The sequence below is a fragment of the Sphingomonas sp. TF3 genome (genome assembly GCF_003985085.1).
In the GTDB taxonomy this organism is placed as follows: Bacteria; Pseudomonadota; Alphaproteobacteria; order Sphingomonadales; family Sphingomonadaceae; genus Sphingomonas.
In genome coordinates this window covers 1-26768 of the sequence record NZ_RWKS01000019.1, presented here as the reverse complement: position 1 = coordinate 26768, position 26768 = coordinate 1, and the positions used below count along the sequence as shown (strand labels likewise).

The window sequence follows — 26768 nt, the reverse complement described above, 5'->3', positions numbered from 1 at the left end:
ACCCCCGCGCCTAAGTAAAGCCCGGCGGATATGGCCGATCCCATCATCATCGCCGTGCCCAAGGGCCGCATCCTCGCCGAGGCTGTTCCGCTGCTCGAACGCGCCGGAATCGTTCCCGAAGCCGCCTTCCGCGACGAGGATTCGCGCGCCTTGCGCTTCTCGACCAACAATCCCGGCATCGACTTGATCCGCGTCCGCGCGTTCGACGTCGCCACCTTCGTCGCGCACGGCGCCGCGCAACTCGGCATCGTCGGGTCGGACGTGCTGGCGGAATTCGATTATTCGGAACTCTACGCCCCGGTCGATCTCGGCATCGGCCATTGCCGCCTGTCGGTGGCGGAACCCGCCGACATGGCCGCCAATGACGATCCGCGCGGCTGGAGCCATGTCCGCGTCGCCACCAAATATCCGCACGTCACCGAAGCGCATTTCGCGGCGCGTGGCGTGTCGGCGGAATGCGTCAAGCTGAACGGCGCGATGGAACTCGCGCCCCTGCTCGGCCTTGCCCCGCGCATCGTCGATCTGGTGTCGTCGGGCCGCACGCTGAAAGAAAACGGCCTGGTCGAGGTCGAAGTGATTTGCGAGGTCACCAGCCGCCTGATCGTCAACCGCGCCGCGTTCAAGACCCGCGGCGAAGTGGTGCCGCTGGTCGAGGCGTTCCGGCGGGCTGTAGCGCAGGAGGTGGCGGCGTGAACGCCTATCACCCTCACCCTTCCGTCGCTTCGCTCCTCCCTCCCTCTCCCAATGGGAGAGGGAAGGGGCCCGCGCGGCAAAGCCGCGTGGGAAGGGTGAGGGTGACCAACCAATGATCCGCCTCACCACAACCGCCCCCAGCTTCGCCGCAGACTTCACCGCGTTGGTCAACGCCCGCCGCGAAGCCGATGCCGATGTCGCGCGCGACGTAACCGCCATCATCGCCCGCGTGCGTGACGAAGGCGACGCGGCGGTGCGCGCCTACACCCAAAGCTTCGACCGCCACGATCTCGACGCCACCGGCTGGCAGATCGACCGCGAAGAATGGCGCGCCGCCTATGACGGCCTCGCCCCCGATCTGCGCACCGCGCTCGATCTCGCGGCGGAGCGCATCGCCACCTATCACGAGAAGCAGAAGCCGCAGGGCAGCGACCTGACCGACGCGCACGGCATCCGCACCGGTGCGCGCTGGAATGCGATCGAAAATGCCGGGATCTACATTCCCGGCGGCCGCGCGGCCTATCCCAGCTCGGTGCTGATGAACGCCATCCCCGCCAAGGTTGCGGGCGTCGACCGCGTCGTGATGGTCACGCCGACCCCCGATGGCGAGATCAACCCGCTGGTGCTCGCCGCCGCGCATATTGCCGGGGTCGATGAAGTGTGGCGCATCGGCGGCGCGCAAGCCGTCGCCGCGCTCGCGTACGGCACCGATCGCATCGCCCCCGTCGACGTCATCACCGGCCCCGGCAACGCCTGGGTCGCCGAAGCCAAGCGCCAGCTCTACGGCGTGGTCGGCATCGACATGGTGGCGGGCCCGTCCGAAATCGTCGTCGTCGCCGATGGCCAGAACCGCGCCGACTGGATCGCCGCCGATCTGCTCTCGCAGAGCGAGCATGACCCGACCAGCCAGTCGATCCTGTTCACCGATGACGCCGCCTTTGCCGATGCCGTCGCGGCGGAGGTCGACGCCCAGATCGCCACGCTCGCCACGTCCAAGGTCGCGCGCGCGGCGTGGGATGCGAACGGCGCGATCATCCTGGTGCGCGACCTCGACGAAGCGCTGCCGCTGGTCGACCGCCTCGCGCCCGAGCATCTCGAACTGGCGTGTGATGATCCGCAACCGCTGTTCGACCGCGTCCGCCATGCCGGATCGGTGTTCCTCGGCCGCCACACGCCCGAGGCGATCGGCGATTATGTCGCAGGCCCCAACCACGTGCTGCCCACCGGCCGCCGCGCGCGCTTCGCCAGCGGCCTGTCGGTGCTCGATTTCATGAAGCGCACGAGCTTCCTGCAATTGGACCCCAAGGGTCTGGCGGCGATCGGCCCGGCCGCGGTGGCGCTCGCCGAAGCCGAAGGCCTCCCCGCCCACGCCCGCTCGGTCGCGCTGCGGCTGAAATAACCTCCCCGTCACCCCGGGCTCGTCCCGGGGTCCACCGCGCCGCATAGTCGGCAAACGATCGTCACGGACGACGGTGGACCCCGGGACAAGCCCGGGGTGACGGTCTGCGCGGCTGGTCCGGTGCCCCCCAAAAACACCCAACTTCCCGTTCCCCGCTTTTTCGCTTAAGGGCCGCGCCATGTCTTCCCACGCCACCCCCCGTACCGCCGCCCGCTCCAAAGCACGCGCCGCCGCCCGTCTCGCTGCCGTCCAGGCGCTGTATCAGCATGATATGGAAGCAACGCCGATCGCGCAGTTGCTGAGCGAATTCCACAATCACCGCCTCGGCGCGACGATCGAGGATGCCGAATATGCCGAGGCCGAAGTCGGTTTCTTCGACGATGTCGTAAAGGGCACCGAGGCGCGCCTCGGCGAAATCGACACCGCCATCGCCGGAAAGCTCGCCAAGGGCTGGAACCTCACCCGGCTCGACAAGGCGATGCGCGCGATCCTGCGGGCGGGCACCTATGAATTGCTGGCGCGCGCGGATGTGCCGGTCGGCACCGTCATCACCGAATATGTCGATGTCGCGCACGCTTTCTTCGACAAGCGCGAAGCGGGCTTCGTCAACGGCCTGCTCGACGCCATCGCCAAGGACGTCCGCGCATAAAGATGGCGGAGGTCATCAACCTCCGCCGCGCCCGCAAGGCGCACACCCGCAAAGCAGCGGAAGCCACCGCCACCCTCAACCGCGCCGCCTTCGGCCGCACCAAGGCCGAACGCGAGGCGGCGGCGGTAGAGGCAGCGCGGCTGGAACGCGGGCTGGACGGGGCGAAGCGGGGGGAGTGATTGAGGCCGATTGTACGCTCTCCCCCAATTTCGGCCATAAACGCGCCCGTTCAGTACTACCCAAAGCGGTCATTTCTTGCTGATCATTTTTTGGCGCAAGGATAGCTGTGAATTAGGCTCGCTCCAACAAAAGACACTGCGGGCATCGTCACGTCCTTAGGAAACATTGCAACGTCACCCTTGGCGAGACGCTTGACGACAGCGACGATCTCGGTTTGGGTCACGCCCTCCGGGATGCAGAAATGCTTCGTGTCGTTTGCCACGCCGGAAGCTAAGTTCGTGCCTTCCATGACGCCTAAGATATAGAAGCGGCAGGCCTCCCCCGGCTCGCGATCCGCGCACAGCACCTGCAGATCGCCGAGCGTCATCTGACCGCGTGAGGCGGTAATAGGATCCTCATCCGGAGCGAGGCTTAGCGCAGCGGCAAGGGCAAATAATGCGATCATTGCGCGAGGCTATAGCTCATCCGATAATTTGCCTAGCCACGTCTAGAGTTTAAAAACTGACTGACCGCTCTCCACCACCCGCAGACATCCGCCCCCACCCCCGCTAAACCGGCGTGCATGACCGAAGCCGATTTCCTCGCCGCCTTGCGCGCGCTGCCGCTGCATCCCGGCGCGCTGGGCCTCAGCGATGACGCCGCGAGGCTCGGGCGACTGGTGCTGACCAGCGATACCTTGGTCGAAGGCGTGCATTATCTCGCCAGCGATCCGGCCGGGGATGTCGCGTGGAAGCTGGTCGCCACCAACCTGTCCGATCTCGCCGCCAAGGGTGCGGTGCCGGTCGGGGTGATGCTGAATTATCCGTTGCGTGCTTCGCAGCCGCCGCCCCCGCGCTCAACCCGTCACCCCGGGCTTGTCCCGGGGTCCACCGCGCCGCAAGACCAACCGCCGCAGGACACGCCGCACCGTGGACCCCGGAACAAGTCCGGGGTGACGGGGACGGGCACTGCGGAAGCGACCATGGGCGATGCCGAAAATTGGGACACCGCCTTCCTCACCGGCCTCGCCGAGGCGCTCACCAGCTTCGCCGCCCCCATCCTCGGCGGCGACACCGTCTCGCTCCCGCCGCACGCCCCGCGCGTGCTCACGCTCACCGCGCTCGGCGACAGCGCGCACGCGCCCAGCCGCAGCGGCGCGCAAGCAGGCGATGCGCTCTATGTCACCGGCACGATCGGCGATGCCGGGGCCGGGCTCGCCATTGCGCGCCGGGGAAGCGGCCCCGCCGATCTGCTGGCCGCCTATCGCCGCCCGCAGCCGCGCCTCGCCGAGGGGCAGGCGCTCGCGCCGATTGTCAGCGCGATGATGGACGTGTCGGACGGCCTGCTGATCGACGCGCACCGCATGGCCCAAGCGAGCGGCCTCGCCGTCACCATCGACCTCGCCACCGTGCCGCTCTCCGCCGCCTACCGCGCCTTCGCCGGCGACACGCTGCCCACGCGCCTCGCCGCCGCCACCGCAGGCGACGACTATCAATTGCTGTTCGCGCTCTCCCCAGACCAGCCCCTCCCCGTCCCCGCCACCCGCATCGGCAGCTTCGCGCGCGGGGAAGGCCTCACCCTCACCGACGCGGGCACACCGGTCGACCTGCCGCCCCGGCTCGGCTTTCAGCACGGGTAACAACCGCCGCTTGCCAAGCCATCCCCCGGCGCTAGTCTGGCGGCCAAGCGTGGGGGCGCAAGGAGAGTCTGTCCGGGCGACCATCCCACCGGAAACCATGGGAAAGGATACGCATGACGATCGTCTATGCCGCCATCATCTGTGGGCTGATCGCCGTCGCCTACGGCATCATCACCAGCGCCCAAGTCCTCCGCGCACCGCCCGGCAACGAAAAGATGCAGGACATCGCCGCCGCCATTCAGGAAGGCGCGAAAGCCTATCTCGGCCGCCAGTATCGCACCATCGCCATTGTCGGGGTGATCGTGCTCGCTTTGGTGTGGGTGTTCCTCGACGGGATGCGCACACCCATCTCCGCCGTCAGCTTTGCGCTCGGCGCGGTGCTGTCGGGCGTGGCGGGCTATGTCGGTATGAACATTTCGGTGCGCGCCAATGTCCGCACGGCGGAGGCCGCGCGCACATCGCTGCAAGGCGGGCTGACGATGGCGTTCCGCTCGGGCGCGGTCACCGGCTTGCTGGTGGCAGGGCTCGGCCTGCTCGCGATTTCGGGCACCTTCTGGTATCTGGCGGGCGCGAACGGCGTCGGCGCGGGCGGCCCCGTGGTGGTCAAGGCGCTGACGGCGCTGGCATTCGGTGCCTCGCTCATCTCGATCTTCGCGCGCCTGGGTGGCGGCATCTTCACCAAGGCCGCCGATGTCGGCGCCGATCTGGTCGGCAAGGTCGAAGCCGGCATCCCCGAGGACGACCCGCGCAACCCGGCCACCATCGCCGATAATGTCGGCGACAATGTCGGCGATTGCGCCGGCATGGCCGCCGATCTGTTCGAGACCTATGTGGTGACGATCGGCGTGACGATGATCTCGGTCGCGCTCGCGCTCAAAAATGCCGATCATCTGCTGCAAGTGATGACACTGCCGCTGATCGTCGGCGGCGTGTGCATCCTCACCTCGATCCTCGGCACCTTCTTCGTGCGGCTGGGCAGCAGCGGCTCGATCATGGGTGCGCTGTACAAGGGCTTCTGGGTCAGCGTGGGCCTGTCGATCCCCGCCATCTATTTCGCCACCCAATATACTTTGGGCGACATGACCGCGTCGATCGGCGGCAACGCCTTTCTCGGCGATGTCGGCACCTTCACCGGCATGAAATTGTTCGGCGCGATGATGATCGGCCTCGCCGTCACCGGGCTGCTGGTGTGGATCACCGAATATTATACCGGCACCAACTTCCGCCCGGTGCGCAGCATCGCCAAGGCGAGCGAGACCGGCCACGGCACCAACGTCATCCAGGGCCTGGCGATCAGCCTCGAATCGACCGCGCTCCCGACGCTCGTCATCGTCATCGCGGTGATCGCAGCGTATCAGCTGGCGGGCGTTATCGGCATCGCCTTTGCCGCCACCGCCATGCTGGCCCAGGCCGGGATGGTGGTCGCGCTCGATGCCTATGGCCCGGTCACCGACAATGCCGGCGGCATCGCCGAAATGGCGGGCCTGCCCGATGACGTGCGCCATCGCACCGATGCGCTCGATGCGGTCGGCAACACCACCAAGGCGGTGACCAAGGGCTATGCGATCGGCTCGGCCGCCCTCGCAGCGCTCGTATTGTTCAACGCCTATACCTCGGACTTGGGCCGTGATTTCCCCGATCTCACGGTCAATTTCCAGCTTTCCAACCCCTATGTCATCGTCGGGCTGCTGCTGGGCGCGCTGCTCCCTTATCTGTTCGGTGCGATGGGGATGACCGCGGTCGGCCGCGCGGCGGGCGCGGTGGTGGAAGAAGTGCGCGCGCAGTTCCGCGACAATCCCGGCATCATGGCGGGCACCAGCCGCCCCGATTATGCGCGCACGGTCGATCTCGTCACCCGCGCCGCGATCAAGGAGATGATCGTCCCCTCGCTGCTGCCCGTGCTCTCCCCGATCCTGGTCTATTTCGTCATCACCGGCGTGGCCGGCCAGGCCGAGGGCTTTGCCGCTTTGGGCGCGATGCTGCTCGGCGTGATCGTCTCGGGCCTGTTCGTCGCGATTTCGATGACGTCTGGCGGCGGCGCGTGGGACAATGCCAAGAAATATATCGAGGACGGCCATCACGGCGGCAAGGGCAGCGAAGCGCATAAGGCCGCCGTCACCGGCGACACCGTGGGCGATCCGTATAAGGATACGGCAGGCCCGGCGGTGAACCCGATGATCAAGATCACCAATATCGTAGCACTACTGCTGCTCGCGGCCTTGGCGGCGGCAGGATAAGGTTCACGGCGCGGCGGCGGCGCTTCATCCGCCGCCGCGCCGCGCGACATTCCATCGATCAGGTCGGTCGGTAGGCAGCGACGCTCTGCATCGCCGCGCTCACCAGGCAATTCGCCACGCAGATCAGCACATGGCCGTCTTTCTCGGGCGGATGTCCGCTATACACCTCCAGCACCGCGCGCTTGCCCACGGCGGGGCTGGCACCAATCTGCAAGGTCATCACATTATTGGGGGCCTGCGCCATCAGCCCGGTAAGCGGGCCGTAAATGCCCTCCTCCTGCTGCACCACCGTCTGCAGATAGCTGAGCGGCTGGTTGCCGTCGCACGCCTTTTGAACAATGGACATTAGCAGGGTCCTCCGATCGAAACCGTGAAACGTTGGCAAAAGGTCTCGAGTTTCTCCGTCGTCCGTGCGGAATCGAGCAGGTTCAGCGCGTTGATGAGCGGATCGGCATCGCTCGGCTCCCCGCCCGACACGCGCTGCAACAGCCCGAGCTGCGCGGGCGTCGCGGCCTTCAGCAGGGTCGCGATCTTTTCCCGGCGGTCCTGCAGATCCTGGGCGACCGGCGCGACGATCTGGATTTCCTTGATGTCGGCATTTGCCTGCGTCGCCTGCACCCCGGCGTGATTGGAAATCTCGGTGATGGCACCGGGAAGCGTGCCAGCAAAGGCGTAGTCATCGATGTCGTTGAGCGCGCGAAACAGCGAATATGCGGCGACATCCTGCGATTCGCCCTCGCGGATGCGGGCCAGCACTTCGCGCCGTTTCGCCACCATCTGCGCCAGCATCGCGGGCATGGTCATGTTGTACAGCGCCTGCTTCTCGAACGAGGCGCGCGCCCCCAGTACGCCGGCCGAGGCCGCCGACAGCGCCTTCGACGCCGCGCTCACCGAGCCGACCCCGTTCAGCGCAAGCGCGATCCAGTCGGTTCCGACACCGAAGCCGACCCCTTCTTTGTAAAGATTGCGCTCATATTCGCCAAAACGCAGGTCGATCGCGCGCAGCCGGGCGTCGATGATATCGTTGCGGCACGCCTTCTTGGCCTGGCAGGAGTCATAGGCGGTGACCTTTGCCGCCAGCAGATATGGCGCAATCTCGGCATTGACTTGCGTAGTATCGAACGCCGAATTTGGAAATCCGCTCACGGTCGCGCACCCGGCAAGCGACATGGCAAATCCCCCGACGGCCACTCTTCGCAAAACATCACCCATCCCGCGCGCGATGATATTGATCGAAACTAATGGATCACCTGGCACCTCCACCCCCTCCCCATATTGTTTATTAGAAAGCAAACTCAAACTGACATAGTGTGCTGTTATTATCAATAAAATGATGTTTTCTACAGTCGAGTTATATTTCAGATATTTATGTGCCATCTCGTGTCAGGCACGCTGCAACCATGCCTGCGGAGTCTTTGGATCGGCATGGCAGGTACAAAGAAACGGCTCCGCACTCGCACATTTTGTAACGGGTGGTCGTTTTCACACAATAATCGCGTTTTTTCTTTTCATCCCCCTTGTCAGCGCGCGCGTCGGCAATAAAGCTCGGCTGCATCCTGGGGGAGGAAAATCACCGTGATACTATACCGTTACTGGCAGGCGCTGGCGATCGTGACTGCGGTATCCGCCGGTGTCGTCCACGCGCAGGGGCCCGCGCCGGTTGCCGCCCCCACCGCCGCCACCGCGCCGCTCCCCGCCGAAGCCTTTGCCAGGCTCCCCTTTCTGCAAAGCCCCGAACTCTCGCCCGATGGCACGCGCGTCGCACTCCGGATGGCGATCAAGGGCGAGCAACGCTTCGTGATCATCCGGCTCGACGACACCAGCAAGATGGTGATGATCAACCCCGGCCCCAACGATCTCAACAGCTGGGCCTGGGTCAATAATGACTGGCTCGTCGCCACGATCGGTGCCACCGCCCCGGTCGAGGGCGACAGCTGGTATCTGCGCCGCACGATCGGCGTCAGCGCCGATGGCAAGAAGATCAACGTGCTCGGCAAGGATCTCGCCGCGCAAGGGGCCGATGACATCCTGTGGATCGCGCGCGATGGCAGCCCGCACATCCGCCTCGCGCTGCAAACCTCGATCTACCGCGATACCGCAGGCTTCTGGCCCGAAGTGCGCGATTTCGATGTCACCAACGGCCGCAGCGTGCAGGTGCAGCCGCCGCGCGACACTGTCATGAACTGGTATGCCGATGGCACCGGCACGGTGCGCTCAGGGCTCGCTTATGACGATGACGCGCGCTCCTACCGCTTGCTCTACCGCGACAGCGCCGCCCAGTCCTTCCGCACGCTCGTCAAGGCAAAGGGCAAGGATGCCGATCTCGGCAACACCCCCGCCATGTTCCTGCCCGAACCCGGCAAGGCGCTGTCGATCAGCGATGCCGATGACGTGACCGCGCTCTATCCGCTCGATCTCGCCACGCTCAAGACCGGCCCCAAACTGTTCGGCGTGCCCGGTTATGATATTGACGGCATCATCAGCGACGAGAGCGGCACGCGCCTGGTCGGCGTGAACTATACCGACACGCGCTCGCGCACGCACTGGATCGACCCCGCGCTCGCCGACATCCAGACCAAGCTCGATGCCGCAGTCGGCAACCGCACCGCGCGGATCGTGTCGTGGAGCAAGGATTTCCAGGTGCTGATCGTCCATGTCGGCGGGGCCGATCGCCCCGGCGCCTATTATGTCTATCGCCAGGCCGAAGGCGTGATGCACATGATGGCGATGGTCAATGAAACGCTCGGGCTGAAGGCCTATGGCCCGGTGCGCACGGTGAAATATAAGGCGCGCGACGGGCTCGAAATCTCCGCCGTGCTCACGTTGCCGCGTGGCAAGGACCCTAAGAACCTGCCGCTGATCCTGCTGCCACATGGCGGCCCGTTCGCGCGTGATGACGAAAGCTGGGACTGGTGGACGCAATTCCTCGCCAGCCGTGGCTATGCCGTGCTGCAACCCAATTATCGCGGCTCCTCGGGCTATGGCACCGCCTTCACCAAAAAGGGGCGCGGGCAATGGGGCCTCGCCATGCAGGACGATTTGACCGACGCGGTCAAATGGGCGGCGGATAGCGGCATCGCCGATGCCAAGCGCGTTTGCATCGTCGGCGGCTCCTATGGCGGCTATGCCGCGTTTCGCGGGGCGCAGCGCGATGGCGCGGTGTATCGCTGCGCGGTGTCCTTTGCCGGCGTGTCGGATATGCCCGCCATGCTGCGCTATGACGGGGCCTTCCTCAATGGCGGACGCAACAAGGATTATCTGCGCGACCAGGCCCCCGATCTGAAGGCGGTCTCGCCCGTTTACGGCGCAGCGCAATTCTCGATGCCGATCCTGATCATGCACGGCAAGAAGGACACCGTCGTGCCCGTCAAGCAATCGCGCGACATGGCGGCGAAGCTGAAGGCGGCGGGCAAGCCCTATGTCTATATCGAGCAACCGCTGGGCGACCACCATTTCAGCCGCGAGGCCGACCGGCTGGAGTTTCTGAAGGCGATGGAGGCGTTTCTGAAGGAGCATAATCCGGCGTAGCGCCCAAGGCTGACGGCGCAGCCGTTAGCCGCGGATCAGCGCAAGCCCGGCCGACGACCGCGCGGGGCACCGCGCGCGTCGACCGACGACGCGGCTTTGCCGCGGCGCTAACCTAATCCTCCCCGGCACGGGGAGGGGGACCGGCGCAGCCGGTGGAGGGGGTCGGCACAACGCGTAGCGCCAGCGGAGAGCCCCCTCCGTCATCGCTGCGCGATGCTACCTCCCCGCGAGCGGGGAGGATCGAAGACCACCAAGGACCTGATATTCCGCTCTCTATACGCCGTCCTGCCCCCTTGCCCCAGGTAAGGAAAACCCTTACCTTCCCCTTCATGATCCATTCGCGACTCTCCACCAAGGCGCAGACCACCGTGCCGCGCGCGGTGCGGGTGGCGCTCGGTCTGCGCGAGGGGGATACGCTCGCGTACAGGATCGAGGGGGACCGCGTGATCCTGACGCGCGCCGCCGCCGCGCCGCCCGACGATCCCTTCGCGACCTTCACCGAATGGGGCGACGCTGCCGATACCAAGGCTTATGCCGGGCTTTGAGGCGGAGTCCGTGGTGGCGACGTTCGTCGCCGGGACGATCGTCCGCGTGCCCTTCCCCTATACCGATCGCGACACTCGCCAGCATCGCCCGGCACTGGTCGTCTCGCATGGCGGGCTCGGCCCCGATCGCGCTTTATTGTGGGTGGCGATGATCACCAGCGCCAGCAACCGCCGCTGGGCGGACGACGTGGCGATCGAGGGCGATCACGCCACCGTTGGCCTGCCGGTCGCTTCGCTGGTGCGCACCGCCAAGCTCGCCACGATCGACGCCGCTGCCGCAACACCGCTCGGCACGCTCGATGCAGCGCGGTTCGCGCAGGTCCGCGCGGCGCTGGCCGGGCATTTGGGGCTGGCCGGAACGGGCTAAATTTCGGGCGATTTCGCGGTCGCGGGCCAAAATCGGCGCAAAAGGGCGCAAACCGCGCCTTCCGGGCGCGTTTGCGGACGATCTTGGCCAATGAAGCTGCCTTTCACGGCGCATTTCGGGGCGTTTTCGGCCGGATCTCAGGGCCCTGTCCTACACCGCGCCGCGCTGTTATGCTCGGGGCGCTGCGGCCCATCGCGCGCGGCTTTCCTTTTGGCGCATCATCGGCTAAGGCGCGCCCTTCAAGAATTCCCCAAAATCACCAGAGGTTTGTTTGGCAAAAGAAGAACTGCTCGAAATGCGCGGCCAGGTGGTGGAGCTTCTGCCCAACGCCATGTTCCGCGTGAAGCTTGAGAACGATCATGAAATTCTCGGTCACACCGCCGGCAAGATGCGCAAGAACCGCATCCGCGTGCTCGTCGGCGACGAAGTGCTGGTCGAACTGACGCCCTATGATCTTACCAAGGGGCGGATCACCTATCGTTTCAAGTGACTCGGACGCGGTGGTGCGCCAGAGCCCGCCGCTCGTCCTCGCCTCCACCTCCCCGCGCCGCGCCGATCTGCTCGCGCGGCTGGGGGTAACGCCCGCCCGCATCGCCGCGCCCGACGTCGACGAGGCACCGCTCAAGGCCGAGCCGCCGCGCGCCTATGTCGAGCGCGTCGCGCGCGCCAAGGCGCTGGCCGTCGCGCGTGCGCCCGGCGAAATCGTGCTGGCGGGCGACACCACCATCGCGCTTGGCCGCCGCATCCTCGGCAAGGCGGAGGACGATGCCACCGTCCGCGCGATGCTCGGAATGCTCTCGGGCCGCCGCCACCATTGCCTGAGCGCGGTGTGCGTCATCGCCGCCGATGGCACGCTGCGCCAGCGCCTGTCGGACACGATCCTCGCCTTCAAGCCGTTGTCGGTCGCCGAGATCGACGCCTATGTCGCCAGCGGCGAGGGGCTCGGCAAGGCCGGGGGCTATGCCATTCAGGGCCGCGCCGAGGCGTTCGTGCGCTTCCTGTCGGGCTCGCATTCCGGGGTCATCGGCCTGCCTCTGTTCGAAACGCGCGCGCTGTTGCTGGCGGCAGGTATAGCGCTTGGCTGAATGGCTGTATGAGGCCGGGATCGGCGAAGCCCGCGCCGCTTTGGTCGAGCATGGCACCATATTGGAAGCGCGACTCGCCCCCGATCGGCCCGGCCCGGCGCTGGGCGCGGTGCTGGCGGCCCGGCTGGTCGAGATCACCGTCAAGGGCCGCGAGGGCCGCGTCAGCTTCGCAGGCGGCGAGGCGCTGCTCTCGCCCCTCCCCCCCGGCATCACCCAAGGGGCCGCGCTGAGCGTCGAACTGGTGCGCGAGGCGATCCCCGAGCCCGGCCGCGCCAAGCTCCCGCGCTGCGCCCCCGCCGAGGGGCCAGAACGCGCAGGGCCGACCTTGCTCGACCGCATCACCGCGACCGGCGTACCGGTGCGGATCTGCCACGCGCATGAGCCCGATCATCTCGAAGCGGCGGGCTGGTCGGAGGTGCTGGAGGAAGCGCTGACCGGCGACATCGTCTTCAGTGGCCCGGTCGGCGGCGCGCTCCGGATGAGCCCCACGCCCGCGATGACGCTGTTCGACGTCGACGGCTACCCGCCGCTCGATCCGCTCGCGCTCGCCGCCGCGCGTGCGGTCGCCGCCGCGATCGTGCGACTCGACATTGGCGGCTCGATCGGGGTCGATTTCCCGACGCTGCAAGGCAAGGCCGCGCGCGCCGCAGTCGATGCCGCGCTCGACGCCGGCCTCCCGCAACCGTTCGAGCGCACCGCGATGAACGGCTTCGGCTTCGTCCAGATCATCCGCCGCCGCAGCCGCGCCTCGCTGCCCGAACTGCTCCGCGCCGATCCTGCCGCAGCGCAGGCGCGCGCACTGCTCCGCCGAATCGAGCGCACCCCGCCCCCCGTTCCGGCGCACAACCGCGTGCCCGCGGCGGTGCAAAAGGTGCTGGCGGCCAATCCGCACTGGATCGCCGAGCTCGCCCGGCGTACCGGCGTGGCCCCGATCTTCGAGGTGGCATGATGGCGCGCTCCAAACCCTGTCCGCTGTGCGGAAAGCCCCCGGTGGCCGCGCATGCGCCGTTCTGCAGCCAGGGCTGCCGCGACCGCGATCTGCTGCAATGGCTGGGCGAGGGCTACGCACTTCCCGTATCGACTCCACCCGGAGAAGAACAAGACGGGCTAGACAGCACGCCAGAGCGCGATTAAGAGGCCGCTTCCCCGAGCAACTTCGGGTGTGCCCGAGTAGCTCAGTTGGTAGAGCATGCGACTGAAAATCGCAGTGTCGGTGGTTCGAATCCGCCCTCGGGCACCATTTTCTCAGTAATCGGACCCGCTAAGAAGCGCCGTCCGACCCGCTAACAGCGCCACAGACATCATTAAGACCCTCATCGGGGGCTTTGTGCGTCGTTGCGAGGAGTGTGGTGAGCGGCTGACAGCGGATCAGCGCACCCGCCCCACGGTCGATGATGGCTTCAATCTCCAGCTCTCGCGGCAGGAAGGCGAAGTCGAACTTGTCACACAGCAACCCACGTCCCGTGCTGGCTCGGGCAACGTGCGGCAGCACCGCCAAGGTGAGATCCGTGTGAGTTGAATCGGCGTGGACTGCCCAACCATCGCCGATGATCGTCGCCTCAATATCCTGGCCGCGAGAGGCGATGATCGTTGTCGCGTTCAACACGCACGGGCGCAGGTTGTTGTGAGGATCGCCCGATGCAGGGATGCAGTGGCTGCGCCCGGGCGAGGAGAGCTTCAGCACGGTGGCTATAAGGCCCGCCGGTGCGTCGCATCTGCGGGCCAGATAATTCAGCAATGCGGTCGGGACGCGCAAGGGCGGCGTCACTACGGAATCAGATGCCTCGCGAGGCTCGCCCAAGATCGAGGGCCAGGAAGATGAGCTCATTGAGGGCTATCGCCGAACACGGGCAAGCTCCAAAAGTCGACGCTTCGGAAGGGCAGCTTCATAGGAAACCTCCCGCGGGAACGGTCCAGCAACGACTGCCGCTCCGCGCATCACCCTTGATGTTCGACCACTGCCCACCATCCGGGCACTGTGTCGCTGCTAACCGTTAACATCATCCTGAAAATGCCGGAGCACCTCTTCAGACATCTTCAAGTGCTCGGGACTCCGCCAGCGAGGATGAGTGTGAGAAGACGCTCAGACAGCGCAGGCGCACCTCTGCGATACGCCAGTTCACCCCAAGCATCCCAGCGATCGATCCGGGCCGCCAGCCATGCGAACAGATCATCCCGAGTGGCAGCGTCCGTGAACGCCATGGACCAGGTCACCCTCCTCACGGGCATGTGAGCGCCGCGCCCGGCGGGCATACTGGTCAACGTGACGACGTACGAGCGTCCGATGCGCTCGCGTGCGAAGACGTGGCGGCGAAGCCCGATCGAAGCCTCGAATGCCTTCAACGCACGTTCCCGCGCATCCTCGTCCGCAGTGCCTGCCGAGGACGTCACAGCTGCGATGATTTCAGCCATGGGGAGATCCACCCACGACGGATCCCGTGTCGCGCGAAGCATCAGCAACACCGATCGCCCTTCGTCACTTAGCCGGCCCTCAAGCGGGCTGACCTGCATCCCAAGCCGGTTCGACAGGTCGAGCATGCCGGTCGATGCGAGCCAGCACTGATAGAAGCGCCAGAACAACATATCGCCGCTGAAGAGGTCGTGCCGGTGTTCGGTCGCGTCGGCACAAGGGCTGTCGAGCGCAGACAAGGCGCGGAGCAGCAGCTCGTGCTGCTCAGGGGCGAAATGGACATCCGGAAAGTTGAGCTCGCCCTGCCAGAAGGCATCCCGCACGGAGCGCCAAGTGCGTCCGTCCTCATCCTCGAGCACCCCATCGCGGACGCGCAACCACCAGCCCCAGGGCAGGTCTCCCGGCCTGTGTCGATCACGAACCACTGTCAGCCTCCACGCTTCGGATCGAGGCCAATCGACGGCAGCGGCGGTCCGTCGCGCGCCGGCACGGGTTCGCCCAGGGCGAGCGCCTTTAACTGCGCAGCCAAGTTGAGGATCTCACGAACGACGTAAGCGTCGTCGCGATATTCAGCATGGGTCTCCGCCCCCATGAAGCCCTGGCGGTGCTGCGGCCTTCCGGGGACCACGTCGTAGAGGTGGTTGCACTCGAACCCGAGCCACCATTGGCCACTATGGACGCGGTCATCGGTCGTATTCAGCGATGCGTGTCCAACGACGACATGACAGATCCGATGCGCCTCAGCTTCGAGGCTCCACTGCGGGCTCGGTTCGTCGTTGCAGATCCGGGAATAGGTAAGGCCGCCATGCACGTCGATGCCGATCTCGGGCGCGATGGCCTCATGGTCCCAACCGAAGAGCGGGTGATCCTCGGGCACGCCCACGTATCCGCTGAGGAACCCGTCGGGATCGTGGCGCAGCATGATGCATTCATAGCCAGTCCGGGGATCGATCCAGGCCACCTTGTCGGCCTCGTTCAGCCAGGGTCCGGAATTTCCGAGCTTCTTCCGGGCTACGAAGTAGATCTCGGACGCAGGCACTGTCTCCGCATCAGTCGCGTAGTCACGTCCGGTCACCCGGACGATGCCGGACTGGTGGATGACCTCGCCGCCGGTGCCCGGCATCTTGGCCAGCGGCCCTTCCGAGCCAAGGGTCTTCGCGAGCGTCACCTCTCCGGAGGGAGTGAGGGCCTTGCGCTTGATGGTAGCCAGCGCGGTCGACGGCGAGGTGCTGGTCGCACCGATCCTGTTCTTGGCCATGGCATGGTGTCCTTCGTGCTTGGGGGGACCGGCTCGCCGGTCAGAGGAAGCGGGTACGAGGCGTGACACGCACGGTCTCGGGACAGATCTTCTGGGCGCGCGCTTCGGCCGAGTAGACGTTGTTCGCGAGCCAAAGCTGCTCAGGGACGAGCTGGTCATCGGCGACCTCACGCCACCAGACCTTCCGACCGTCCGCCGCATCCCAGCGGTATCCGCGAGCGCGCAGCTTGTCCTTCAGATCGAAGTGGGCACCACGCGCGCGGACGATCCAGCTCGGCTTGGCACCGTTCTCGATCATCTCCGCCAGGGCCGTGCGACCATCGGCATCACGATGACGCAGCATCTCGATCATCGCGTCGACGTCGTTCGCCGCCCGGTGGCCGCAGAAGTAGAAGCCATTCTGCACGAGCAGGTAGCCGAGAGCCTTGCCATCGAACCCCCTTCCCCGCCAATCCACCTGGGCCATCGAGCAGCACCAGCGAAGCCCGGCGGCCTCCGGCAGCCGCGCCTCGATCCAGCGCCGGTCGAAGGCGCTGTTGTGGGCCACTACGAACGATGCTGACCGGAGGAGCCGGACGGCCGCATCCGTGTCGATCTCCTGGCCGGCGAGATCCTCGTCGGTGAGCCCCGTCAGCCGAGAAACCTCCTCGGTCAGCGGTTCGCCGGGATCCTCCCGCCACTCGTACGCCCGATCGATGTCCGTGATGGTGCCGTCGCGATCATAGCGCACGCGACGCAGCGCCAGTTCGATGATGCGCCCGGTGCTCCAGTCGAGGCCCGTCGTCTCGCAATCGACGGCGACGCCGATGTAAGGCCCCCGCCCGGATCCTTCGCCGGTCGGCCCTTCCTGCAATCGCAGCGGATGGAGGAGGCGCACGCCTCCGGCAGCGGGCGCGTCCAAGCGCCCGACCTTGGTCTGGGTATCCATGAAGGTCTCCGTAAAGCGGAGTTTCAGTCGAGGTGGGCCGAAGAGCCTATTCGCGCGCCGCGGCGACGGCCGCGCCTTTCGCCCACGCGAGCATCGTTAGGCGGCTGGTCCGACTACGCCTGAATGCACTGCTGGATGTCGACGGCGAACGTGCGCGCGGCGACCGTGCCGCAATCGCGATCCATCTGACGGATCATCTCGATGACGGCCCCCGGTACGAGAGCCACCACCAAGGGAGACGCCGTATGCACGCCGATGCGAATGTCGGCTGCGTCCGCAAGATCGGGACCGAAGCGGCCGGCAAGGCGAGCACGGATTTCGCCCGAGTTGCGGGCGACCGATGCGTGAAAGGCCTGGGTCATCACGTTGTCACGGGTCTCGGCGATGGTCGCGGTGTAGAGGCGAAGGCGCGTACCACGACCTGTCCGTTCGCGCTTCGAGCGCCCGGCACCGCCGAACTGCCCTTCGTAGAGATGGCGGAACTCGTGATCCTCGAAGTCGTCGTCATCGGATGACATGAGCGTGTCGATCGCCGCGCGGTCGACATCCAGTCCCAGCCCCAGGCCATGGATCAGGACGCCGCGCATGCAATCGTCGCGGTCGAGACATGCATCGACGGGAGCCGCACCGTCGAACACGCGACGCGGCGCCAACATCCAGCTCATGGGATCATACGGAAGCGCTTCCCGCTGGAAGCGCATGCCCACCTCAGTCGCCACCAGCGCCACGCGACCGATGGCACGGCGCGTGGTGACGACGATCTCGTCCGAGCGATCGTCGAGCTCGAGCGGATCCGGAAACCTCGCGCCGGAAGGCGCGGAATGGATGACGTCCAGGTCGGACTGAGGTGAAGCCTCTATGCTTCCCGTGATCGCGTTCATGGTTCACTCCATCATCATCGATGTAGGTCTGCCGCAGCCGGCTAGGGCCGCTGACGCACCACAATATGGAACGCTGCCGGAACATTACAACGCTTCGCGAATTATTGTAGTATTAGCGCCGCGCTAACGCTATCTTGGCGAGGCGGCTTGGCTTGGGGCGCCGAGCGGACCTAGAGTATCAGGAGTGGAAAAGATGCATGCCCTTCAGGTGATGTCCGCGCTGTCCCAAGCGACCAGGCTCGCCACGTTCCGCCGTCTGGTGGAAGCTCTTCCAGAAGGCATGGCCTCGAGCGACATCGCGGCGGCAGTCGGCACGACGCCCAACACCATGTCGGCCCATCTGGCCGTTCTCCAGCGGGCGGGACTCGTGTCCTCGGAGAAGGTGGGCCGCACCGTGGTATACCGGGCGGAGACCGCTCCTGCGGAAGGATTGAGTGAGTTCCTGGCCCTCGCGTGCGAGCGGGGGAAGAAAGCACGCGCAGGCCAGAAGCAGGAGAATCGCCGCGCCTAGACCTCGGGCGCGCGCATCAGTTCGTCGAGCGGGCGCGCGCTTTCAATGAAGCGAAGCACGCCGGCTTCATCGCCCGCCAATGCAAGCGAACCAATACGTTCGACTATCCATCGAGGCGCATCCGCGCCGTGCATGCGCTCAATCGCAAGGGCCTCCGCGTAGCGCTCCTGATCCGGCGTCACGCTTCTGCATCGTCGCACACGGTCACCGACAGCTTCAGGACGGACAGCACGGCCAACACCTTGTCCAACTGCAGGCTGGATTTTCCGCCCTCAAGCTCGACCACGAAGCGAGGCCCGACGCCGGCCGCCGCAGAGAGCACGTCTTGAGTCAGCCCGGCCGCCTTCCGCGCCCGACGCACGGCATTGCCAATATCGGCTGAACTGGTGACCACGACCTTCATTCCCGTACGGGAAGATAGCCGTTGTCACGTTCATGAGCCAAGCGGAGGCATCGGTCCCACAGGACATCCAGCGCATCCACGCGCCATATTGCCGAGGAGCGGTCAGCCGAGCATGACTCGGAGATGAGCAACACCGTACAATGGCGCGTCACCGTCGACTCAGACACGGACGCGCTGGTCAGGTCACAGCTGTCCAAGGAAGGTCCTGCGGCCAACCTGAATGAGCTAGTTGAGCGCGCGGTCAGTCGGGACAGGGCATGCTTGGACCTGGGCGATGACCCGGCGGCAGGCTTCGTCCTGGGCAGCGCGGCCAAATGTTCGCGTTGGCTTCCGCGCTTGACCTTTATGACCTGGCCGGGCGCAGCCAGGGGGCCTTTGACCAGCTTGGGATCGGTGACCTGCTCGGCCAGGCCGGTCCCGAACAAATTGGTACTCGAGCCCCAGGCTTCGAGCGCCGCCTGCTGGCTTGGCGCCGCAACATAGGCGTCGTGAAAACCGATCGATGTGCGGAAGACCTTCAGCTTCCGCGCCATCGGTCAAGCCCTCAATGCGCGTTCGACGGCCTCGGCACGCACGCCAGCCTTGTCGAGCGCGGCGTGCAGCCGGCCGTCGGGCACGCCGGATTTATCCAGCCGGTAGCGCCGTTCATAGTCCTCGTCGACGTTGACGCCCGCTGCATCCCGCGGCCCGCGAACATTCCTGTCATCAGCCATGGTCTTCCCCCTTCGTCGCTCCAACGTACGAAGATTTCGCAGGTTCACGCCAAAAAGGGTGGGGAGGGCGGGCCTTGATTGATTTCCGCCCTGGATGGCCCGCCCCGGACATCATGCTCCTCCGCGATCAAGAGACTTCAGGGCAGTCATCACATCGTCGAATGCGAAGGGGGGAACGGATCGACCTGGTTTCCGCAAAGACGGGTGGCGTTCGACGGCGGCGGCGTCCGAGGCTCATGAGCCAGGATGGCACGCTTAACCTCGGATTCCAATGCGGGGTGCGTGCTGATGTCAACCGGGTGACGAAAATGGGAGAGGGACATGGCAACTGCCTCCATTCTTCCAGTCTCTCATTCCATATGGCATATCCCGCACGCAAATTTGCGTGTGGCCGCCCAGCCGTCAAGTCCTTGGCCTGGCCTGATAAAAAAATTCCAAGTGGTCGGGGTGGACCTCTTGACGATAAATCCGCTCAAACTATCTCGCCGATCGCCGGGTGCCATTGGGTCCGGCACAGCGGGAGCGTCGGCTCTTCCGGCGCTTCTCATGCTCAGATTGCTCATAGGAGGATTTGAATATGAGGACCAATTTCGACTTCACCCCCTATCGGCGCTCGACCGTAGGTTTCGATCGACTGTTCGACCTTCTCGAGAACAGTGCACGGACCGAAGGCGGCGACGGTTATCCGCCCTTCGACCTCGTCAAGGATGGCGATGACAGCTATCGCATCACGCTCGCCGTGGCCGGCTTCCGGCCGGACGAGATCGAGATCGTTGCCCAGCAGAACCAGCTGCTCGTGACGGGGCGCAAGGACGAGACCCCCCAGGAGGGCTATCTCCATCGGGGTATCGCTACCCGACCGTTCGAACGTCGTTTCCAGTTGGCCGACTTCATCGAAGTCCGTTCGGCCCGTTTCGAGAATGGCTTGCTGACGATCGTGCTCCAGCGGGAGGTTCCCGAAGCGATGAAGCCTCGCCGGATCGAGATCGGTACAGCTGCCAATGACGGCGGACTTCTGCCACGGCTCAAGGGCAAGTCCAAGGCAGCGTGACAGTTGGGCCGGCAGCGGTTCGCCGCTGCCGGCATCGCACGCGAACCGGGGATTGACGCCATGACTATGGCCGAGAAAATCAGATATTTTGAGGAGCGGGCTGCGCAAGAGCGAAAGGCGGCAGCGGCCGCTCGCTGCTTGGCGGCTCGGCAATCTCATCTTGGGCTTGCGCTGGAGCACGATCGGGCTGCGGAACGTGAACGCGCAAGGCTGGTGCAGCATCGCGCCGCTTGATCGCGACCTCAGCGAAGCGCGGCGAACTATGAACTGTTTCGACACGGACAGGCCGGTCGAATCGTACCCCCGCCGGGCGTCGCCTTGCGCTGAGCCGCGATGCCCGGCCTTATACGCGCTTGCGAAGATGCTGACGCATCCGCAATCGCGTATAAGGCCAACGGACCAAGTGTCTTTGAGTGTCGGGATGCCCTGAGATCAGGTCAGTAGCATGACTCGGTCGGCTCCGTAGCTTTCTGTCGAGGTTGCTAGAGGATGCAGGCGGTTGCTACAAATTGTTCCGCTAGGCAGCGTGGACAAATTCCGGTGAGCGCTGCGGCGCTCAGTCAGGGTTATTCCGCTTAGCTGCTTTGACTACCGAGCGCACGAGAAGGCCGACCCCGATTGCGATAACAGCGGAGGGCAGCAGGACTTGGGTCAGAAAGCCCTTCTTGCACGCGGTGTCCGGCGCGCAGTCGCCCAGCGCATCGGCAAGTAGTAGAAACATGAATGCGGGCACGCCCAAGACGGCGGAAGCTATACAACCCCATCGGCCTTCGACCGTTGCCCCACCCTTATATCCGCCGTCGCTCATTGGCATGGGATAGCCGAATGCCCTGTCTTCGCAAAGAAGACCGTCCATCTGGATTCAAGGACCAGATTGACGCGAGCCGGCGACATTGATTCAAGGCTGCTTTTTGGGAGGCAGGCTTGAGCAGAGGCGATCTTACCGAAGCGGAATGGCGCGTTCTGAAGGGCTTGCTGCCGATCGAGCCAGAAAAGCGTGGCAGAGGCAGACGGCCCGAGCGGAACCGCTCCATCATCAACGGCATACTCTGGCGACTTCGCTGTGGAGCGCCGTGGCGTGATGTCCCGCCTAAATATGGCAGTTGGAACACGATCTATCGCCGGTTCCGACGCTGGAGCGAGGCTGGGGTCTGGGAGACCGTAGCTGTGACCCTGGCTGAAATCATGGCGGACAGCGGCCATTACAGCATCGACAGTACCACAGTCCGCGCCCACGTCTCGGCAGCGGGCGGAAAAGGGGGACTCATCGACGCGCTCTTGGCCGCTCGCGGGGCGGGTTCACCAGTAAGCTTCACTGCCTGGCTGATGCCCTCGGACGGCCGCTCGCCTTCCATCTGACGGTCGGCGAAGCGGCAGACTGCAAGGCGTATGAAGCCCTGATCGGCTTGCCAGAGCAGACACCTGACGCCTTGCTTGCGGACAAGGGCTATGATGCCGATGCCATCCGCGCCGACCTTACCGAGCGTAAGATCGAGGCTGTCATCCCCGGTCGATCAAACCGCCGTGTGAAAATCGAGCATGATCGGGCACTGTACAAGCAGCGCAACCGCATCGAGCGCATGTTCGGCCATCTCAAAATCAACCGCGCTATCGCCACCCGCTACGACCAGCTTGCCAACAGCTTCCTCGGCATGGTCCATATCGCCACCGCCAGATACTGGCTCAAATTTGTCCACGCTGCCTAACTTGATCTCTTAAACATGGCCGCGCTCGTTTTCCCGCCTCGGTTACGTTCAGGAAAGGCCGGGCCATGTCGGAGATTGGAGTACCGCGTGCGCATGCCGATATGCAAATCGCCATGATCCATCGACCATCGCAAAGTCGTCCTGGAACCAAACGACCCGAATCGCCGAAAGAGGATCGAATGTTCTGACCGCCTTAACCGGCTCGCCAGGCGAATGCAGGACCATGTTATAGACGGTGCCCCGCGCGGATAAGCTGTCCAGCGCAATAAGCTGAAAATTGTTCACGAAATGAACCGTCGTGACATCGGGCCGCTTCGCATAGGCATCAAGAATGGCAGCCCGGCCCGAAAGATGCTCGTCGTTGCGCACGAAGACGCCGTCATGCGTGAACAGATCGGCCAGTGCTTCGAAATTACGCTGGTCCAGATGCCAGGAGAAGGCGTTGCACAGCCGTTCGCATGCGAAGGAGGCGCTCATCCATTCAAGATCGTTCATGGCCGTCATTCTCCTTCCTGCCGCACAGAGTTGGCCAAGACGCCGATACCCTCGATCTCCACCTCAATCTCGTCTCCGGGCTCGAGCCATATCGGCGGCGTCCGCGCCGCGCCGACGCCGCTGCACGTCCCGGTCGATATGATGTCGCCAGGATTCAGCCCGTGAATATCGCTGACCAGCGCGATGATGGAGGCGACATCGAAGATCATCTGATCGGTATTGCCGTCCTGCATCACCTGGCCGTTGAGGCGTGTCTGCAAATGCAGCCCTCGCGCACCGGGAGGAAGATCTTCGGCCGTAACGATGCAGGGCCCGCACGCGCCAGAAGAATCGAAATTCTTGCCGGCTGCCAGTGCCTTGTTCAGCTGATAATCCCGCACCGAGCCATCGTTCACGATCGTATAGCCAAACACATGTTCGAGCGCGCGTTCAGCCGGAACACGCTTGCACGACCTGCCGATCACGATGGCCAGCTCACCCTCGAAGTCGAGCTGGCACGACGTCGCGGGCCGAAGCAACGCGGCGCCATGCGCGGCGAGCGAAGAGGGCACCTTGTGGAACAGGCCGGGAAAGGCCGGCGCTTCGCCGACCTTCGCTTCACTGAGGTGGTCGGCGTAATTGAGGCCGACGCATATGATCTTGCCGGGATTCGATATGGGCGGAAGCAGAGTCAGCGTGGCGGCGGTCAGCCGCAGATGCTCGGGCGCCGCCGCGCACGCTTGGGCGATCGCGGGCAGGATATCGCGATCCGCCTCGATCAGCGATGCCATCGACGCAGGGAATTGCGGGCCAAGGCGAGCGACTTCGATCACCGCATCCCGATATTGCACGCCAAGCGCCGGCTTTCCTGCGTTGTCGAAGGTGATGAACTTCATGGCGCTTTGTCCTTTATTTTCGCCAATATGCCGGCCTGCCGTGCCGGCAGGCGGGGGCCACAGAAAATCACATGTCGGCCGGTACGATCTTATTGCCGAAGAAGGCGATCTCCAGCATCGCGGTGTCGACGAACTCGACGATCTCAACGAGCTGATCGTCGCGGACACGCGTGACGAATGCGCAATGCGGCTGGTCGTAGACAATGCCAGTTGGCCCGACACCGCGGCCGGCGGCGAGCAGGACGGCGCGGTCGCCTTCGATGATCGGTGTGGAGAACGTCAGCTTCGGGGGATGCGCGAATGTCGCAAGCGCCGGAACCAGTGTCTCGAGCACTTCGCGTGCGCCGACATAGGTTCGGGATGCCGGCGTCTGGCCGACGATCGTGTAGCACCCATCTTCGGCCAGCATGCCGAACGCGCCGGCGAAATCGATCGCCTCAAGGCGTCGCATGAACTCGCCGACCACGGCTTTGGTGGATGTCATAGCCGGTCTACGCTCCTGTGTGATTTTGCGCCGAACCTCGTCGATGCGATTAGAAGTTCACCTTGGCCGACCCCTTCAGCGCCAATATTGCCCGCGCCTCGTCCGGGGTCGCGACCTCTCGGCCGAGACCGTGGATGACCTGCACGGCCTGGCGGACCTGTGAAGCGTTCGATTCGGCGAGCCTGCCCTTGCCCGCCCAAAGATTGTCCTCGAGCCCGACCCGGATATGCCCGCCCAGCGCGGCGGACTGCGCGGCGATCGCCATCTGACTGCGGCCCGCACCGAGCACCGACCAGTGATAGGCATCGCCGAACAGCCGATCGGCGGTGCGGCGCATATGCTGCACTTCTTCCGGATGGACCCCGATGCCCCCGAGCAGGCCGAAGCAGGTCTGGATGAACAGCGGCGCGGTAACGAGCCCTTCCTGGAAGAAATAGTTCAGGTTGTGCAGGTGCGCGGTGTCGTAGCATTCGAACTCATAGCGCGTGCCAGTCTCGTTCAGCGTATCGAGCGCGTAGCGGATGTCCTTGTAGCTGTTGCGGAACACGAGGTCGTGCGAGCCCTCCAGCATCGCGGGCTCCCAGTCATATTTGAACTCGGTGTGCCGTTTCAGCATGCGAAACAGGCCCAAATTCATCGATCCCATGTTTAGACTGGCGATCTCGGGCTTGAAGATTGCAGCGGGCTTCACCCGCGCTTCCATCGTCATATAGGGCGAACCGCCGGTCGTCAGGTTGATGACGACATCGGACTCCTGTTTGATCCTTCGCAATATCGGCTCGAACGCCTCGGGGCTCTGGTCGGGGCGCCCGTCCTCCGGATTGCGCGCGTGGAGATGGACGATCGCGGCGCCCGCCTCGGCAGCCCGCAGGGCCGAGTCCGCGATTTCCTCCGCTGTTACTGGCAGGAATGGCGACATTGACGGTGTATGGATCGCGCCCGTTATCGCGCAGCTGATAATGACCTTGCCGGATGTCATCCGATTGCCTCCCGAAAAACTTTGTGCCTCAGCCGAACGGCGCGACGCCGCTCAGCACGCGGATGCCATGCGGGAATGGCGTGTTGGGAGCTTGCGGCTGCCCGTGAACCTCCACCGCCATCGACGCTTGTCCTAGCGATAGCAGCAGGCAGAAAAGCGTCGCGTTCTCGCCTTCGATCGCATCCAGCGGAAAAGGTTTGAGATAATCGAGTATCGCTGGCGCGCGCTCGACCATGACGTCGTAAAGGAGCATGATGTCTTCCATCGAAGCTTCGCAGCGCGCCTTGGTGCGCGCCTCGATGGTTCGCCCCGCCCAACGGTCCACCAGCGGCTCGAGATCCTTGAACCCGGCGGGCAGGGTGGTCGCGATCTTCGCGTCGGTCATGCCAGCGCCTCCCGCACGGTGCTCGCCTTCACCCATTTATCGAGGGTTGAATGGAGATGGCGAATGGCGACCTCATTTTCCTGCAGATACATGAAGCCCTTTGCGCGCGATTGCATGCCTTTCTGGGTACGGGCGACATTGGCCAGATCCTCGAGCGCCACCTCGACGACCCGGCTGATGAAAAGCTCCTGCCGGAAGCGTTCGGCAACGGTCGCCGCAGGCGGCACGTAGAAGCGCGCTTCATACCGCGTGGTCTTGTGCGACGTCGGCCAGAAATTATGTGTCCAGAAACCGCCCGGCCCGACGTCGATATGGACGTGCGGAAAGACATGGTAGACGTCCTGCGCCCAACTCGTCGATTTGGTGGGATTGACCGCCGGATGCTCGAGAAAGCTAACCAAGGCAGGATCGTTGCTGCACGAGGTCACGCTCGCGGTGCTATGCGTATCCTGCCCCAGCCGTTCGACCTTGTTCGATGGCTTGGCAGCATAATTTGCGTTGCCATAGGTCGATATCAGCCTGTGCGCGCCGAGCATCCGCGCATCGAGCATGTGCGCGAACGGGTTTTCGGGAGAGGCGTAGGTCGTCCCGATCGTCTCGGCGTGGAGCACGGGGATGTGATAGGTCTCAATGAAGGCATCGCAGATCGCCTTCCAGTTGGCATCGATATCGGCCTGGATGACGATCGGATGGCCTGCGGCGGGATATGGTATGCCCGCCATCAGGTCAGCGAGCGGACCCAGAAACTCTCGCAACGAAACCTGCGGCTCGGGCGACAGGTTGATGAAGACCCATCCTTCCCAGACCTCGGCTGCGATCGGGGTAAGTCCGCAGTTCTTCTTGTCGAAATTGAAGAAGGAGGACTCATCGGGCACGCCGACCAAGCTGCCGTCGTTCTTGTAGGTCCAATTGTGATAAGGACAGACGAACTTCCCGGCATTGCCTGATGGCTTGAGGACGACATGGCTGCCACGATGCGAGCAGACATTGTGGAAGGCCCGCACATGGCCTCCCTTGGAGCGCGTGATCAGGACATTCGCATCGCAGACATCGATGTCGCGGGTGACGAAGTCCCCCGCATTTGGGATTTCCTCCTCCCGGCCCAGCAGCAGCCAGGCGCGACGGAACACCTGCTCCTTTTCCCGCGCATAATGTTCGGGCGAGATATAGGATTCGACCGATACCGGGCCGGTCGACAAACCCGCTTCCACCGTCACGTTGGATGGCGATAACTTGAAAAGCTGCTCGTTCATGTCGACTTCCTCTCTGTCCGCTCTGCTCGCAATGGGTTATCGTCGACGATTGCTCCACCGACGACACCGTCGCGGTGATCCGCAGCTTCGACGATCCGCGCATCCGGCTGATCCAGTCGCAGAAAAACCGCCGCG

Annotated in this window: 34 protein-coding genes, 1 tRNA gene and 1 pseudogene; 18 read left to right on the top strand and 18 right to left on the bottom strand. The window is 64.6% G+C overall.

Annotated features, from left to right (window positions below):
* Positions 1-30 precede the first annotated feature (30 nt).
* From hisG to EJC47_RS15870, 4 genes are all read left to right on the top strand, one after another.
* Complete coding sequence (gene hisG, locus EJC47_RS15885) at positions 31-693, top strand: ATP phosphoribosyltransferase (protein ID WP_126848877.1); 663 nt, start codon at positions 31-33, stop codon at positions 691-693.
* 112 nt (positions 694-805) lie between these two features.
* Positions 806-2092, top strand: a complete 1287-nt coding sequence (gene hisD / locus EJC47_RS15880; protein ID WP_126848876.1) for a histidinol dehydrogenase — start codon at positions 806-808, stop codon at positions 2090-2092.
* A gap of 178 nt (positions 2093-2270) precedes the next feature.
* Complete coding sequence (gene nusB, locus EJC47_RS15875) at positions 2271-2741, top strand: transcription antitermination factor NusB (protein ID WP_126848875.1); 471 nt, start codon at positions 2271-2273, stop codon at positions 2739-2741.
* Positions 2742-2743: 2 nt separating this feature from the next.
* The gene (locus EJC47_RS15870; protein ID WP_126848874.1) at positions 2744-2920 is read left to right on the top strand and encodes a DUF4169 family protein; all 177 of its coding nucleotides are present in this window, start codon (positions 2744-2746) and stop codon (positions 2918-2920) included.
* 83 nt (positions 2921-3003) lie between these two features.
* Here the strand turns inward: EJC47_RS15870 and EJC47_RS15865 are convergent, their stop codons facing one another.
* Complete coding sequence (locus EJC47_RS15865) at positions 3004-3366, bottom strand: Rap1a/Tai family immunity protein (protein ID WP_126848873.1); 363 nt, start codon at positions 3364-3366, stop codon at positions 3004-3006.
* Between the two features lie 117 nt (positions 3367-3483).
* Between EJC47_RS15865 and EJC47_RS15860 the strand changes: the two genes are divergently transcribed.
* Together EJC47_RS15860 and EJC47_RS15855 are read left to right on the top strand one after the other, a co-directional pair.
* A complete protein-coding gene (locus tag EJC47_RS15860; RefSeq protein ID WP_126848872.1) occupies positions 3484-4539 on the top strand; it encodes a thiamine-phosphate kinase in 1056 nt (351 codons plus the stop codon).
* A gap of 113 nt (positions 4540-4652) precedes the next feature.
* Positions 4653-6776, top strand: a complete 2124-nt coding sequence (locus tag EJC47_RS15855; protein WP_126848871.1) for a sodium-translocating pyrophosphatase — start codon at positions 4653-4655, stop codon at positions 6774-6776.
* A 58-nt stretch (positions 6777-6834) separates the two neighbouring features.
* Here the strand turns inward: EJC47_RS15855 and EJC47_RS15850 are convergent, their stop codons facing one another.
* Together EJC47_RS15850 and EJC47_RS15845 are read right to left on the bottom strand one after the other, a co-directional pair.
* Positions 6835-7122: a hypothetical protein gene (locus tag EJC47_RS15850; RefSeq protein WP_126848870.1), complete on the bottom strand. Its 288-nt coding sequence runs from the start codon at positions 7120-7122 to the stop codon at positions 6835-6837.
* Positions 7122-7922, bottom strand: coding sequence for a hypothetical protein (locus EJC47_RS15845; protein WP_148110555.1), 801 nt, complete (start codon positions 7920-7922; stop codon positions 7122-7124). Before EJC47_RS15845 ends, EJC47_RS15850 begins: the two co-directional genes overlap by 1 nt.
* A 429-nt stretch (positions 7923-8351) precedes the next feature.
* Between EJC47_RS15845 and EJC47_RS15840 the strand changes: the two genes are divergently transcribed.
* The 8 genes from EJC47_RS15840 to EJC47_RS15805 all read left to right on the top strand — a co-directional run bounded on the left by EJC47_RS15840 (position 8352) and on the right by EJC47_RS15805 (position 13541).
* Positions 8352-10304, top strand: coding sequence for an alpha/beta hydrolase family protein (locus EJC47_RS15840; protein ID WP_185867697.1), 1953 nt, complete (start codon positions 8352-8354; stop codon positions 10302-10304).
* Positions 10305-10633: 329 nt separating this feature from the next.
* A complete protein-coding gene (locus tag EJC47_RS15835; RefSeq protein WP_126848868.1) occupies positions 10634-10849 on the top strand; it encodes an AbrB/MazE/SpoVT family DNA-binding domain-containing protein in 216 nt (71 codons plus the stop codon).
* 13 nt (positions 10850-10862) lie between these two features.
* Positions 10863-11216 (top strand): type II toxin-antitoxin system PemK/MazF family toxin, encoded by a 354-nt coding sequence (locus EJC47_RS15830; RefSeq protein WP_221885180.1) that lies wholly within the window; start codon positions 10863-10865, stop codon positions 11214-11216.
* Between the two features lie 271 nt (positions 11217-11487).
* Positions 11488-11706: a translation initiation factor IF-1 gene (gene infA / locus EJC47_RS15825; protein WP_010162480.1), complete on the top strand. Its 219-nt coding sequence runs from the start codon at positions 11488-11490 to the stop codon at positions 11704-11706.
* Between the two features lie 13 nt (positions 11707-11719).
* Positions 11720-12301, top strand: a complete 582-nt coding sequence (locus tag EJC47_RS15820) for a Maf family protein (protein WP_126848866.1) — start codon at positions 11720-11722, stop codon at positions 12299-12301.
* Entirely contained in the window at positions 12294-13250 is a 957-nt protein-coding gene (locus EJC47_RS15815; RefSeq protein WP_126848865.1) for a ribonuclease, read from the top strand. The genes EJC47_RS15820 and EJC47_RS15815 overlap by 8 nt, the downstream gene beginning before the upstream one ends.
* Entirely contained in the window at positions 13250-13435 is a 186-nt protein-coding gene (locus EJC47_RS15810) for a DNA gyrase inhibitor YacG (protein WP_029622962.1), read from the top strand. The genes EJC47_RS15815 and EJC47_RS15810 overlap by 1 nt, the downstream gene beginning before the upstream one ends.
* A 30-nt stretch (positions 13436-13465) precedes the next feature.
* A tRNA-Phe gene (locus tag EJC47_RS15805) sits at positions 13466-13541 on the top strand.
* Positions 13542-13562: 21 nt separating this feature from the next.
* Here the strand turns inward: EJC47_RS15805 and EJC47_RS15800 are convergent.
* The 5 genes from EJC47_RS15800 to EJC47_RS15780 all read right to left on the bottom strand — a co-directional run bounded on the left by EJC47_RS15800 (position 13563) and on the right by EJC47_RS15780 (position 17778).
* Positions 13563-14069: a hypothetical protein gene (locus tag EJC47_RS15800; RefSeq protein WP_126848864.1), complete on the bottom strand. Its 507-nt coding sequence runs from the start codon at positions 14067-14069 to the stop codon at positions 13563-13565.
* A 269-nt stretch (positions 14070-14338) separates the two neighbouring features.
* On the bottom strand, positions 14339-15136 hold the full coding sequence (locus EJC47_RS15795; protein WP_260591611.1) for a hypothetical protein: 798 nt from the start codon (positions 15134-15136) through the stop codon (positions 14339-14341).
* A 2-nt stretch (positions 15137-15138) separates the two neighbouring features.
* Entirely contained in the window at positions 15139-15969 is an 831-nt protein-coding gene (locus tag EJC47_RS15790) for a hypothetical protein (protein ID WP_126848863.1), read from the bottom strand.
* Positions 15970-16009: 40 nt separating this feature from the next.
* The gene (locus EJC47_RS15785) at positions 16010-16897 is read right to left on the bottom strand and encodes a 3'-5' exonuclease (protein WP_126848862.1); all 888 of its coding nucleotides are present in this window, start codon (positions 16895-16897) and stop codon (positions 16010-16012) included.
* Between the two features lie 113 nt (positions 16898-17010).
* Positions 17011-17778 carry a hypothetical protein gene (locus tag EJC47_RS15780; RefSeq protein ID WP_126848861.1) on the bottom strand — a complete coding sequence of 256 codons (768 nt, stop codon included), beginning with the start codon at positions 17776-17778 and terminating at the stop codon, positions 17011-17013.
* A 193-nt stretch (positions 17779-17971) separates the two neighbouring features.
* On the opposite strand from EJC47_RS15780, the gene EJC47_RS15775 reads away from it, so the two are divergent.
* Positions 17972-18289, top strand: a complete 318-nt coding sequence (locus EJC47_RS15775; RefSeq protein WP_126848860.1) for an ArsR/SmtB family transcription factor — start codon at positions 17972-17974, stop codon at positions 18287-18289.
* On the opposite strand, the gene EJC47_RS15770 is transcribed toward EJC47_RS15775, so the two are convergent.
* From EJC47_RS15770 to EJC47_RS15755, 4 genes are read right to left on the bottom strand one after another with little or no spacing between them, the layout of a single operon-like run.
* Positions 18286-18471 (bottom strand): DUF6961 family protein, encoded by a 186-nt coding sequence (locus EJC47_RS15770; protein ID WP_126848859.1) that lies wholly within the window; start codon positions 18469-18471, stop codon positions 18286-18288. The genes EJC47_RS15775 and EJC47_RS15770 overlap by 4 nt on opposite strands.
* Positions 18468-18692 (bottom strand): type II toxin-antitoxin system Y4mF family antitoxin, encoded by a 225-nt coding sequence (locus EJC47_RS15765; protein WP_126848858.1) that lies wholly within the window; start codon positions 18690-18692, stop codon positions 18468-18470. Before EJC47_RS15765 ends, EJC47_RS15770 begins: the two co-directional genes overlap by 4 nt.
* Positions 18689-19225: a hypothetical protein gene (locus EJC47_RS21065; protein ID WP_185867696.1), complete on the bottom strand. Its 537-nt coding sequence runs from the start codon at positions 19223-19225 to the stop codon at positions 18689-18691. Before EJC47_RS21065 ends, EJC47_RS15765 begins: the two co-directional genes overlap by 4 nt.
* Before the next feature lie 3 nt (positions 19226-19228).
* A complete protein-coding gene (locus tag EJC47_RS15755) occupies positions 19229-19405 on the bottom strand; it encodes a DUF3606 domain-containing protein (RefSeq protein WP_126848857.1) in 177 nt (58 codons plus the stop codon).
* Positions 19406-19982: 577 nt separating this feature from the next.
* Between EJC47_RS15755 and EJC47_RS15745 the strand changes: the two genes are divergently transcribed.
* Both EJC47_RS15745 and EJC47_RS21575 read left to right on the top strand, forming a co-directional pair.
* Positions 19983-20456 carry an Hsp20 family protein gene (locus EJC47_RS15745; RefSeq protein WP_126848856.1) on the top strand — a complete coding sequence of 158 codons (474 nt, stop codon included), beginning with the start codon at positions 19983-19985 and terminating at the stop codon, positions 20454-20456.
* A 924-nt stretch (positions 20457-21380) separates the two neighbouring features.
* Positions 21381-22162 (top strand): annotated as a pseudogene (locus EJC47_RS21575) (IS5 family transposase).
* Positions 22163-22210: 48 nt separating this feature from the next.
* On the opposite strand, the gene EJC47_RS15735 reads toward EJC47_RS21575, so the two are convergent.
* From EJC47_RS15735 to EJC47_RS15710, 6 genes are all read right to left on the bottom strand, one after another.
* Positions 22211-22657, bottom strand: a complete 447-nt coding sequence (locus EJC47_RS15735) for a nuclear transport factor 2 family protein (RefSeq protein ID WP_185867695.1) — start codon at positions 22655-22657, stop codon at positions 22211-22213.
* A 5-nt stretch (positions 22658-22662) separates the two neighbouring features.
* Entirely contained in the window at positions 22663-23532 is an 870-nt protein-coding gene (locus EJC47_RS15730; protein ID WP_126848854.1) for a fumarylacetoacetate hydrolase family protein, read from the bottom strand.
* 67 nt (positions 23533-23599) lie between these two features.
* Complete coding sequence (locus tag EJC47_RS15725; protein ID WP_126848853.1) at positions 23600-24016, bottom strand: nuclear transport factor 2 family protein; 417 nt, start codon at positions 24014-24016, stop codon at positions 23600-23602.
* 49 nt (positions 24017-24065) lie between these two features.
* Entirely contained in the window at positions 24066-24995 is a 930-nt protein-coding gene (locus tag EJC47_RS15720) for a 3-keto-5-aminohexanoate cleavage protein (protein ID WP_126848852.1), read from the bottom strand.
* Positions 24996-25023: 28 nt separating this feature from the next.
* Positions 25024-25380 carry a hypothetical protein gene (locus EJC47_RS15715; RefSeq protein WP_086486214.1) on the bottom strand — a complete coding sequence of 119 codons (357 nt, stop codon included), beginning with the start codon at positions 25378-25380 and terminating at the stop codon, positions 25024-25026.
* Complete coding sequence (locus EJC47_RS15710) at positions 25377-26633, bottom strand: aromatic ring-hydroxylating oxygenase subunit alpha (RefSeq protein ID WP_126848851.1); 1257 nt, start codon at positions 26631-26633, stop codon at positions 25377-25379. Before EJC47_RS15710 ends, EJC47_RS15715 begins: the two co-directional genes overlap by 4 nt.
* Positions 26634-26671: 38 nt before the next feature.
* Here EJC47_RS15710 and EJC47_RS15705 point away from each other — a divergent pair.
* The coding region (locus tag EJC47_RS15705; protein WP_260591615.1) for a glycosyltransferase at positions 26672-26768 on the top strand (97 nt) is incomplete at its 3' end.